11 protein-coding genes are annotated in these 12631 nt (G+C 28.1%); all 11 read left to right on the forward strand.

Annotated features, from left to right (window positions below):
* The first annotated feature begins 59 nt into the window (after positions 1-59).
* The 11 genes from yabG to CP523_RS10105 all read left to right on the forward strand — a co-directional run bounded on the left by yabG (position 60) and on the right by CP523_RS10105 (position 12445).
* Positions 60-944, forward strand: coding sequence for a sporulation peptidase YabG (yabG, locus tag CP523_RS10055; protein ID WP_066676565.1), 885 nt, complete (start codon positions 60-62; stop codon positions 942-944).
* Positions 945-1161: 217 nt separating this feature from the next.
* On the forward strand, positions 1162-1398 hold the full coding sequence (locus CP523_RS10060; protein WP_066676567.1) for a Veg family protein: 237 nt from the start codon (positions 1162-1164) through the stop codon (positions 1396-1398).
* Positions 1399-1872: 474 nt separating this feature from the next.
* Positions 1873-3453 (forward strand): DUF3794 and LysM peptidoglycan-binding domain-containing protein, encoded by a 1581-nt coding sequence (locus CP523_RS10065; RefSeq protein ID WP_066676569.1) that lies wholly within the window; start codon positions 1873-1875, stop codon positions 3451-3453.
* Between the two features lie 152 nt (positions 3454-3605).
* A complete protein-coding gene (locus CP523_RS10070; RefSeq protein WP_066676571.1) occupies positions 3606-4442 on the forward strand; it encodes a cyanophycinase in 837 nt (278 codons plus the stop codon).
* Positions 4423-7041, forward strand: coding sequence for a cyanophycin synthetase (gene cphA / locus CP523_RS10075; RefSeq protein ID WP_066676573.1), 2619 nt, complete (start codon positions 4423-4425; stop codon positions 7039-7041). The genes CP523_RS10070 and cphA overlap by 20 nt, the downstream gene beginning before the upstream one ends.
* A 139-nt stretch (positions 7042-7180) precedes the next feature.
* Positions 7181-8023 carry a 4-(cytidine 5'-diphospho)-2-C-methyl-D-erythritol kinase gene (gene ispE, locus CP523_RS10080; RefSeq protein WP_066676575.1) on the forward strand — a complete coding sequence of 281 codons (843 nt, stop codon included), beginning with the start codon at positions 7181-7183 and terminating at the stop codon, positions 8021-8023.
* A 61-nt stretch (positions 8024-8084) separates the two neighbouring features.
* The gene (spoIIR, locus tag CP523_RS10085) at positions 8085-8732 is read left to right on the forward strand and encodes a stage II sporulation protein R (RefSeq protein WP_066676577.1); all 648 of its coding nucleotides are present in this window, start codon (positions 8085-8087) and stop codon (positions 8730-8732) included.
* Between the two features lie 96 nt (positions 8733-8828).
* Entirely contained in the window at positions 8829-9818 is a 990-nt protein-coding gene (locus tag CP523_RS10090; protein WP_066676579.1) for a DUF814 domain-containing protein, read from the forward strand.
* Between the two features lie 12 nt (positions 9819-9830).
* Positions 9831-10247 (forward strand): YwiB family protein, encoded by a 417-nt coding sequence (locus CP523_RS10095; protein WP_066676581.1) that lies wholly within the window; start codon positions 9831-9833, stop codon positions 10245-10247.
* A gap of 115 nt (positions 10248-10362) precedes the next feature.
* A complete protein-coding gene (locus tag CP523_RS10100; protein ID WP_066676583.1) occupies positions 10363-10668 on the forward strand; it encodes a hypothetical protein in 306 nt (101 codons plus the stop codon).
* Between the two features lie 169 nt (positions 10669-10837).
* The gene (locus CP523_RS10105; protein WP_066676584.1) at positions 10838-12445 is read left to right on the forward strand and encodes a CTP synthase; all 1608 of its coding nucleotides are present in this window, start codon (positions 10838-10840) and stop codon (positions 12443-12445) included.
* Positions 12446-12631: the final 186 nt, after the last annotated feature.

Genomic DNA, 12631 nt, shown 5'->3' on the forward strand with positions numbered 1-12631 from the left:
TCACTAAAATGAGATTTATCACATATTATGAATAATAAACAATTTTAGAAGAGGTACTTATGGTTATAGGGGATTTAGTTGTAAGAAAATCTTATGACAAAGATATTACCTTTAAAATAATTGATATTAAAGAAGATGAAGAAGGAAATCCTATATATATTTTAAAAGGTATAAGTATAAGAATAATAGCAGATTCTGCTAAGGATGATTTACAAAAAGTTGATGATGACTTTGTTGGAGAAAAAGAAAAAATATTAAATACAAGAGTAAGTGAGGCGATAAATAAGGCTATTTCCTTAAGGGGGGATGTAAGGGCGATGAAAGCAATTAATAGCCGTAGTAGCAAGAATTTGAAGGAGTCGCCCAACAAAGAATTAATATTTGGTAGACCAGGCAAGATACTTCATATAGATGGAGATAGAGAGTATTTAGAAACTTGTTTAAAAGTATATAAACAATTATCTTTAGATGCTATTGGAATATCAATATCGGAAAGAGAGCAACCTAAAAAAGTAGTAGATTTAGTAAAGGAAATAAAACCTGATATAGTTGTTTTAACAGGTCATGATGGTGTTCTTAGGGTTACAGATGACTATCTAAATTTAGATAATTATAGAAATTCAAAATACTATATCGAATCAGTTAGAGCTCTTAGAAATTATAATTCTAGTTATGATGAATTAGTTATTTTTGCAGGAGCATGTCAAAGTTGTTATGAATGTATGTTAGATGCAGGAGCTAATTTTGCAAGTTCTCCTAATAGAGTATTAATACACTGCTTAGATCCTGTTTTTGTATGCGAAAAAATTGCATACACAAGAATAGACAAAGTGGTCTCTATTACAGATGTTATAGATAATACAATAACAGGAATTAAAGGTATAGGAGGGCTTCAAACTAGAGGTAAATATAGAGAAGGTTATCCTAAATCATCATACATTTAAAAAGATCCCTAAAATGGGATTTTTTTATTGAAAAGAAAAGTACAAATCTTATTGTATAAAAATTACTTAAATAGAGATAATAATAAATGTATGTGTTATTTATAAATAAGTTTAAAAATTACATTGACAAATGTGTTTTAAAAATGTTAAAATATAAATTTTGCTTGACAAAAATAGGGGGATGGGGTATAATGAAAAATAGAAAGAGGGTGTTTATATGGAAAAATTAAAAACGATAGCTACCATAAAGAAAGATATTGAAAATCACATAGGTGAAAAAGTAACTTTAAAAGCTAATGGTGGCAGGAAAAAAATCCTAGTAAACAATGGAGTAATAGAAAGTACTTATCCAAGTATTTTTGTAGTTAGACTAGAAAGCGACACCCAAAGGACCGTGACATATAGTTATTCAGATGTATTAACAAAGACTGTTCAATTATATTTTTCTGTATAGAAAATGGAACTTCGTCATTTACGAAGTTCCATATTTTTTTTAAATTAAAACCTCAGGAGTTATATTTTTCTGAGGTTTTTAATATATTATTATGAGTAAAAAATTACGTGATTATATTTTATTTATTAATTTATTGTATAAATTGAATATTTTAAAATAAAAAAAGAAAGATGGTGGGTTTCCATCTTTCAACTATGGTATAAAAGGGTATTGAGAATTTATGAGAGGTTATATGGTCAATAACCATCTTTATAATACGACATAATTCTACTCTTGTCAACACATAAATTTGAAAAAAATAAAAAAAGTAATTTTTTTTCGACAATTATTACTTTTATACCAGTAGTTGATATTTCTAAAAGACTAAAAATGTAGAAATTAAGTGTATGATTTTTGAAACAATATTTTTATATATGAATAAATATATATCGATGCAAATATAAATTATAGTAGTTATTCTATAGGAGGGATAGTATGTCACAAATAGATGTAATAAAAGAAAGTGTTCAATATGAACAGTTGATAAAAGAAAATTCATCAAATCATGTATTAAAGGGAGAATATTTAATTAGAGACTCACATCCTGATATGAAAGAAGTATTAGGGGTAGAGGCTAAAGCATTTATAACTAATAAAGAAGTTTTAGCAGATAAGGTAATGGTTGAAGGTCAATTAAATTATACTGTATTTTATTTACCAAAAGATGAAGTAACAGTAGACACTCCATCAAGTAAAATACATTCAGTGGAGTTTAATGAGAAATTTGCAAATTATCTTGATCTTGATAATGATGAACATAGAGTATTATGCGAAGTTGAGTGTGAGATAGAACATATTGAAGCAAGCTGGATGAATGAAAGAAAAGTTGGTATTGATGGACTACTTGCATTAAAATGGGAACTTTATAGAAGTGGAGAATTTGAATATGTTAAAGATATAGAGGGAAAAGAGGATATTCAAATACTTAAAAAAGAAGAAGTTATTAATTCAGTAAAAGGCGAAAAAGATCTAGAATTGATAGGGAAATCTATGATGAAGGTTACAATGGATAAACCTGAAATAGAAGATGTTTTAAAATGTTCAATGAATATTCATAAAAAAGAAGTTAAGGTTGGAGAAGATAGAATTTATATAGGATGCTATTGTAAGATAGAAGTTTTATATAAAGGAAAAGAGAATAAAGAGCTTGTAATATTACAAGATGACGTATACCTATCAAAAGAAGAAGAATTAGTAGGTGTAGGTAGTGATATGATAAGTTCTTTAAATTTAGCAGTTAAAAATAGTGAGTGTATAATAGCAGCTGATGATTTAGGAGAAAGTAGAGTAGTTAATCTTGAGTTTCAAATTAAAGGTAAAGTTAAGGTATATTCAAAAGATAAAATTGAATTATTAAAAGATGCATATTCACCATCAATGAATGTTGAATTGAATAAGGTTAATAATGAATTTGGAGTAATTCAGGGAACAGGCTCAACAGAGGTAATGGCTAAAGATAATATTTATATTAAAAATGAAAATGTGAAAATTGAGCAAATAATTTGTACATCTGGAAGTGCAAATATATTAGAAAAAATAGTTGAAGATGATAGAGTTAAACTTGAGGGTGTAATTAAAGCTACAGTATTATATAAAGAAGCTTCAGAAGATTGTCGCTATGGAGTTGCAACAGGAGAAATTCCATTTACAACTACAATGGATTTTAAGAATGCTAGAAAAGGAATGGATGTTATTGCTAAAGCAACAATAGAAAATATTGATTCTAGTATAGAAGCGAATACTATAGCTATAAGAGCAACAGTAGCTATATCAGCTAAGGTATGCTATAAAGTAAAAAAGGAATGGGTTGTAGATGTAGTAGAGGGACCAGAAGAAAAGAAGGAAAAGAAATCATCAGTAACAATATATGTAGTTAGTAAAGAAGATACATTATGGGATCTTGCTAAAAAGTATTGCACAACTATAGATGAGTTAATGAAATTAAATAATTTAGAGAGTCAAGATAAATTAACTTCAGGAGATAGAATTATAATACCAGGAAGAGCTATATTTTAAAGTATAAATATTTAATAAAAAGAGTATTAAAAAGAAATTTTTTAATACTCTTTTTAATTTTAATTAAGTACCTAGTTTATAAATTTATTACTTTTTGAATAATAACAATAGAGGGTGGATAAAATAACAAATGCAAGATTAGAGGTGAATTTATGAGGGAAAAAATTAGTGGAAACCTAATAATAATTGGAGGAGCAGAAGATAAAGAGGGAGATAAAGAAATCCTAAAAAAGGTTTGCAATTCAATAGATAAAGATAAAGATACTATTTTAATAGCAACAATAGCAACTGAATATCCTAAAGAAGCTCTTCAAAAATATACTAAGGTATTTAACGGATTAGGAGTTAAAAATATACAAAATTTAGATATAACTAATAGAAATCAATCATTTGATAAAAAGAATATAGAAAATATTGATAAAGCAAATTTAATATTTTTTACAGGAGGAGACCAACTAAGAATAACAAGTTTAGTTGGAGGAACTCCTATTTATGATGGATTGAAAAGGGCTAGTGAAAGAGGCTGTATTATTGTAGGGACTTCAGCTGGAGCTTCTGTTATGAGTGATACAATGATAGTTCAAGGAGAAGATGAAGAATCTCCAAGGAAGTGTACATTAAAAATGTCACCAGGACTTGGGTTTGTAGATAATGTAATCATTGATCAGCATTTTGCTCAAAGAGGAAGAATAGGTAGACTACTAACAGGTATAGCCCAAAATCCTGAAGTCTTAGGCATTGGAATAGATGAAGATACGGCCATTGTAGTAACAGATACAGGTATCGCAGAAGTTATAGGAACTGGCGCAGTATATTTTGTAGATGCAAGTTGCATAACTCATAGTAATGTATCGGAACAACATGGAGATGAGGTGCTAAGTATGTTTAATGTAAAGTTACACGTGCTTAATGAAGGGAAAAAGTTTAACCTTTTAAAAAAGTCACCTTTTGAGGAGGAAAATTGTAGATATGAGAATGATAAAAACTAAAGTTTATGATGGGAGAAACATTTACTCTCATAAAAAGTGCATTCGAATTGATGTGGATTTAGAAGGTTACTGTGAAATACCAAGTAAAAATATAGAAGATTTCAATTTTAATTTAGTTAATATGATTCCAGTACTAAATACCCATAGGTGTGGAATAGATGAGGATCATGGGTTTATAAAAAGATTAAAAGAAGGGACTTATTTAGCCCATATATGTGAACATATAATAATAGCATTACAAAATAATTTAGGTGTTGAAGTTGCATATGGAAAATCAAGAGAGATAGAAGGAGATTTATATTATATAGTATTTCAATATGAATATAAAAAAGTTGGATTAGAAGTTGCACAATTGGCTATAGATATAATAAATTCGTTAATAAAGAAGGAACCTATAAATTTAGAAGAGAGAGTAGAATTATTAAAGGAGATTTTAAGAGAAGAGCAAGTTGGACCAAGTACAAGAGCTATATGTGATTCAGCAGTTAAAAATGGTCTTCCAATAATTAAGTTGGGAGAAAGTGGTTTTTATCAAATAGGATATGGAAGACAAGGTAGGATAATAGAAGCATCAATTGTGTCTAATACTAGTTGTGTAGCGGTAGATATTTCTTGTGATAAATTGTTAACAAAAGAATTGTTAGAAGCACAAAATATACCAGTGGCTAAAGGAGAAAAGATACACAATCTAATTGGACTAATTAAAAGTGGAGAAAAAATAGGTTATCCTCTAGTAATTAAACCTCAATATGGAAATAAAGGAAATGGAGTAATATTAAATATAAATAATAAGTACGAGTTAATTGAGTCTTATAATAAATTAAAAAATAAATTTAAAGAGCTGATTGTTGAAAAATATCATAAGGGGAATGATTACAGAGTTTGTGTAGTAGATTATAAAGTAGTAGCAGCATCTAGAAGAATTCCACCATTTGTAGTTGGGGATGGAGTAAAAACCGTTAAAGAGTTGATAGATAGATTAAATGACAATCCTTTAAGAGGAGAAGATCATGAAAAGCCATTAACTAAAGTAAAGATAGATAAAGATTTAGTAGAATATTTAAAAGAGCAAGATGTGAATTTGTTTACAATCCTTCCTAAAGGATTAAAAGTTGGTTTAAGAAAAAATGCTAACTTATCTACTGGAGGAGATTCTATTGATTGTACAGACTGTATATGTGAAGAGAATAAAGAGCTATGTATAAGAGCAGCAAAGGCAATAGGCTTAGATGTATGTGGGGTAGATATATGCACTGATGACATAGCAGTTCCTATGATAGAAAATGGAGTGATAATGGAAATTAATGCAGCTCCAGGACTTAGAATGCATTCATATCCTAGTAAAGGAGAAAATAGATTTGTAGGTGACTCTATTGTTAATATGCTTTACAATGGGAAACCCCAAAATATACCTATAATATCAATTACAGGTACAAATGGGAAAACAACAACTACTAGGTTAGTAAGTCATATAATTTCTAAAATGGGATATAATGTGGGAATGACTAGCACGGAAGGTGTATATTTAAATAATGAGTGTATTCATAAAGGTGATGATACAGGAGCACAAAGTGCTAAAACAATACTATTAAATAAAGAAGTAGATGTAGCAGTATTAGAAACTGCTAGAGGTGGAATAATAAAAAGAGGATTAGCTTATGATTTGGCAGATGTAGCGATAGTAACTAACATAACAGAAGACCATCTAGGAAATGATGGAATAGATACTATGGATGATTTATGTTTTACTAAGTCTTTAGTTGCAGAGGCTGTAAAAAAAGATGGATATGTAGTTTTAAATGCAGAAGATAAGTGGACTCAAAAAATTATTGATAGAGTAAAAGCAAATAAGATATATTTTAGTAAAGAAAAAGATAATTCATTAATTCAAGAGAATATAAAAAAATCCGGGATAGCTGTATACGTAGAAAATAATGATATTAAAGTAAATAACAATGGAAAGATTTATAAAATTTGCAGTTTAAATGAAGTACCTATAACATTAAATGGTACCCTTTTATTTAATGTTGAAAATGTGTTAGCTGCATGTGGTGCACTAGTGGGATTAGGAATTGATTATTGTATGATAAAAAATGGGCTAAGCACATATACATTAAATTCTAAAAATAATGAAGGTAGATTTAATTATTATAACATTAACGGAATAAATATTATTTTAGATTATGGTCATAACGTAGAAGGATATAAAGCTGTATTATCATCAATAAAAGGTATGACAAAAGGAAAAATATACGGTGTTATAGGAATTCCAGGTGATAGAAATAATGATATGGCAGAAGAGATAGGAAAAATTTCTTCTGATCTGTTAGATAAAATTATAATAAAAGAAGATATAGATACTAGGGGAAGAAAAGTTGGTGAAATTGCTGACTTAATATTAAAGGGTATTAGAAAAAATAAAAATAATGTACCGAGCAAAATAATATTAAACGAAGTTGAAGCATTTAAAACTGCATTAAAAGAGAGTTATAAAGGAGATACAATAGTAGTTTTCTTCGAAAAATTAAATCCTTTATTAGAAGTTATAAAGCAGTATGATTATGATGAATTAAATCATTTAAGAATAAGTTCTTTATGATTTGTAGTAAATAATCTTATGTTTACTATAATAAGAAAAATATATATAATTAATAATATAAAATTCAGGGTTATGAACTAAACCCTGAATTTTATTTTAAAACTAAATGTATTATATGAGAATGAAAGGAATTGAATATATGAAGATTAAAGCTTATGCTAAGGTCAATATATCATTAGATGTTGTTGGGAAAAGAGATGATGGGTATCATTTGTTAAGAATGATAATGCAAAATATAGATTTATATGATGAAATTATTATAGAAAAACAAAAAAAAGATATAACACTAAAATGCAATAAACCATATATACCTGTTGATGACAGAAATTTAGCGTATAAAGCAGCAAAACTTTTTAAAGAAACTTATGGGGTAGAAAGCGGAGTATATATAAATATAAAGAAAAATATTCCGGTAGCTGCTGGGTTAGCTGGTGGAAGTACAGATGCAGCAGCAGTATTTAAAGCCATGAATGATATATTTGAAGTTGGAGCTTCAGAAGAGGAATTAATGAATCTTGGTTTAAAATTAGGAGCTGATATACCTTATTGTATAAAAGGTGGTACTGCACTTTGTGAAGGGGTAGGGGAAATTGTTACAAGTTTGGGATCATTTAAAGACAAAATTTTAGTTTTAGTAAAGCCTCCATTTGGTGTATCAACAAAAGCAGTTTACCAAGAATTTGATTTAACAAAAGCGGTAAATCATCCAAAGACAGAAGAGTTAATATATGCTATGGGAAGGGATGATTTAAATTTTGTTAGTAATAATATGAAAAATTTACTTGAAAATGTTACGTTAAGAAAACATAAGATGATTATAGGAATAAAAGAAGAAATGAAGTCACAAGGATCTATAGGAACTATGATGAGCGGAAGTGGTCCAAGTGTATTTGCTTTTTTTGATGATATGTTAAAGGCTCAAAAGTGTTTTGAAAAGATGAAAGAAAAATATGAGGATGTATATTTAACTAGAACAATTTAAATTTTTATGTATAAACCTCCTAAATGTGGTAATAATTTAAGCTGTAAGGGGGGTTAGTATTATGAAAAAGAAGTTTTTAGTTTTAATAAGTATTATATTCGTTATAGGATTTTTTATTAGTTGTGAAAGTCAAAATAGTGGACAAAGTATAGATGGTAAAGTTGAGGTAAATTATGAGGATGTTGCAGACCAGATAATAAGATTTCATGTTATTGCTAATAGCGATAGTGAGGAAGATCAAGCTTTAAAGCTTAAGGTTAGAGATAAAGTTGTTGAATATGCCTCATCTAAGTTATCAGATTGCGAAAATTTAGATGAAGCCAGAAAAGAAATTTTAAATGATAAAGATGAAATGGAAAGGATAGCAAGAGAAGTTATTGAAGAGAATGGATATGACTACAATGTGATAAGTATGTTATCTAGAGAAAATTTTCCCGATAAAATGTATGGAGATTTAGTATTTCCACAAGGTGAATATGAGGCTTATAGAATTTTAATAGGAGATGCTAGTGGACAAAATTGGTGGTGTGTAATGTTTCCGCCATTATGCTTTGTAGATGGAACAAAAGATGCAATTAAAACAAATGATACAGAGAAAAAACTAGAAAAGCTAATAGATGAAGCTGAAAGCAATAATGAAAAAGAAGAGCCAAAAGTTGAATTTAAATTTAAGTTTTTAGAATCACTAAAAGGTCTTTCTAATAAATAAGGGAAATAAAAGTAAAGTTGATAAATAGCTTGATTAATTCTAGTAACGAATTTAAACTATATGATAGATAAAAAAATATTTATAGGGGGAAACAAAATGGCAAAAGCATTGGCTATGATATCTGGAGGTCTAGATAGTATATTAGCAGCTAAGTTAATTAAGGATCAAGGAATTGAAGTGATAGGAATATGTTTTAAGTCATACTTTTTTAGTGAAGAAAGTGCTAAAAGAATGACTAAGCAAATAGATATACCTTTGGAAGTAATTGATTTCTCAGAAGAACATATGAATATGGTTAAAAACCCAAAACATGGTTGGGGAAAAAATATGAATCCATGTATAGATTGTCATGCAATGATGATGAGATATTCAGGAAAGTTGTTAGAACAATTTAATGCAGATTTTATAATTACAGGTGAAGTCTTAAACCAAAGACCGATGTCTCAAAATAGACAAGCCTTAAATATAGTAAAGAAAGAATCCGGTTTTGCGGATAAAATTTTGAGACCATTATGTGCTAAAAATTTAGATGAAACTGAAATGGAACGTAGTGGTTTAGTAGATAGGGAAAAATTATTAAATATAACTGGAAGATCAAGAAAAGCTCAAATGGAGTTAGCGAGCAAATGGGGAATTACAGAATATCCTTCTCCAGCAGGCGGTTGTAAATTAACAGAACCGGGATATGCAATAAGATTAAAAGATTCATTAGATAATTCAGAATTTATTTCAGAAAATGAAATAGAGCTATTAAGATATGGAAGACATTTCAGAGTGTCAGAGAATGCTAAAATAATAGCAGCAAGAACTGGTGATGAGGTAAAAGAAATAAAAAAATACATAGATGATAGTTTTATAGCTATGAATGCATCCAAATACACAGGTGCTTTAGTGATTATTCAAGGAAAGCCTACAGAGAAGGAAATTGAACTTGGGGCTAGAATAGCCGCAAGATATAGTAAAGGCAGAGATGAAGAAGAAGTTGAAGTTATGTATGGAGTTTATGGGAAAAAATTTAATGATTTTATAAAGGTATCTCCTATAACAGATGAGGAACTACAACAATATTTAATAGCTATTAAATGATAGGAGGAAATTATGCAAAAAGATGCTATTATTTCAATAAAAAGTTTTACTGAATTAGATAAAAAAGATATTATTGAAGTTGTTACACCAGGGAAGTTTTTTGTTGAGGGTAATATGTTTAAAGCTGTTTATGAAGAAACTGAAATTTCTGGAATGGCAGGAACAACAACAACTTTATCAATAACGGATGAAATGTTTATTTTAGAAAGAGAAGGTAGTACAGCTACTAAAATGGAGTTTAAAAAAGGAGATACAAGTATTTCTTTATATAATACTCCTTATGGTATGATGGATTTACAAATTGATACTAAGTTTTTAGAAATAGATATAGATGAAAATGGAGGAGATTTAGTAGCTAAATATTCAATGGCTATATCAGGTCAAGAACCATTAATGACAAAAATAGTAGTTAATATAAAAATTCAATAATTGATAAAAAAGATGTTATGTTTTATGTATATAGCATCTTTTTATTTTTATAATTTATGTATATATATAAAATAAAGTGGAAAGTATACAAAAAAAGATATTGCGAGGTGGTATTATGGAAGACTACATCGATGGATTAGACAAAATTAATATAGTTATAAATATTCTATGTAAACAATTTAATATGAAAAAAGAAGATTTAAATAAATTTATAAAGAAAAGAGAAAATAAATATTTATTATTGTTATTACTGAAAAATTATAAGTGCTTAAAAAAAGAAGATTTAGAGGAGATTAAAAATATAATCAATGGGAAAATGATTAATTACAATTTAAAAAAAGCAGAAGAAAAACTGCTTATTAATAAAGATTTTAGAGAACTTTATTTTAAGATTGAAGAAAGATTGGATAAAATTATATAAAAAAACACGAAAAAACACTAGATTTTAAAAAATAAGTGTGGTAATATATAATCTATAATTTTGAAAATAAGTACCCCATTTTATTTAGTGGGTGATTATTATTATAACAAGGGAATCTTATGATGTCAATAGAAATTATAAAAATATATTTCTCACAGGGAGGAAACAAATGAATACTAAATACATTTTTGTAACTGGTGGTGTAGTATCATCATTAGGAAAAGGAATAACAGCAGCTTCTTTAGGAAGATTATTGAAAAATAGAGGTTTAAAGGTATCAATTCAAAAATTTGATCCATACATAAATATAGATCCAGGAACAATGAGTCCATATCAACATGGAGAAGTGTTTGTAACTGATGATGGAGCTGAAACAGATTTAGATTTAGGTCATTATGAAAGATTTATTGATGAAAATTTAAGCAAAAATAATAATGTAACAACAGGTAGGATTTATTGGTCAGTTATATCAAAAGAAAGAAGAGGAGAATATCTTGGCGGTACAGTCCAAGTAATTCCACATATAACTAATGAGATAAAAGAAAGAGTTTATAGAGTATCAAAGCAAAAGGATGTTGATATTGTTATAACAGAAATTGGTGGTACTGTTGGGGATATAGAATCATTACCATTCTTAGAAGCTATAAGACAAATAAAATATGAAGTAGGAAGAGAAAATGTTTGTTTTATACATGTAACTTTAGTTCCTTATTTAGGAAAGGCTGGAGAATTAAAAACAAAGCCAACACAACATTCAGTTAAAGAATTAAGAAGTATTGGAATTCAACCAGATATAATTGTTTGTAGATCAGAAAAAGAAATATCAGATGATTTAAAATCTAAAATAGGGTTATTCTGCAATTTAGAAGGAAGATCTGTAATTCAAAACTTAGATGCAGAACATTTATATGAAGTTCCACTTATGTTACATAAAGAGGGTCTAGATAGATTAGTTTGTGAGAAATTAGAATTAGGATGTAGAGATATAGATAATAGTGAGTGGACAGCTATGGTTGATAAAGTTAAACAACTTAAGAAAAAAATAAAGATAGCTTTAGTTGGTAAGTATGTAGAATTACATGATGCTTACATTTCTGTTGTTGAAGCATTAAATCATGGTGGATTAGCTAATGATACGAATGTTAGTATAAAATGGATTAATTCAGTAGATGTAACAAGAGAAAATGTAGATTTACTATTATCTGATTGTCAAGGTGTATTAGTGCCTGGTGGTTTTGGTGATAGAGGAATAGAAGGGAAAATCGAAGCTATAAGATGGGCAAGAGAAAATAAGAAACCTTTCTTGGGAATTTGTTTAGGTATGCAGTGTTCAGTTATAGAATTTGCGAGAAATGTATTAGGACTTGAAGGTGCAAATAGTTCAGAAATAGATAAAGATACTAAGTTCCCAGTAATTGATATAATGTCAGATCAAAGAGACATTGAAGATTTAGGTGGAACTATGAGATTAGGGCTATACCCATGTAAGTTAAATGAAAACAGTACTTCATACAATGATTATGAAGATAAGCTTATATATGAAAGACATAGACATAGATATGAATTTAATAATGAATTTAGAAAGAGAATTATTGAAGCTGGAATGAAGATTGCAGGAACAAGTCCAGATGAAAAGTTAGTTGAAATAGTGGAAGTTGAAGATCATCCATGGTATGTTGCTGTACAGTTTCATCCAGAATTAAAATCAAGACCTAATAGACCACATCCTTTATTTAAAGGTTTTATAAAAGCAGCAGTAGATGAATTTGAAAAATAAATTTAATTTTAGAGTAGAAAATTAATTTTCTACTCTATTTTTGTATGATAAAATGAAAAAAATTTGTATTAATAGAAATAAATTTATGTTAATTTAGTTTAATTTATATATTATAAGGAAAAAATAATAGAGAGAGTAGATAAAATTATCTTGAAAAAAGAATATGATTAAAGCATAATGTATACT

It is taken from the genome of Clostridium septicum (assembly GCF_003606265.1).
Lineage (GTDB): Bacteria > Bacillota > Clostridia > Clostridiales > Clostridiaceae > Clostridium > Clostridium septicum.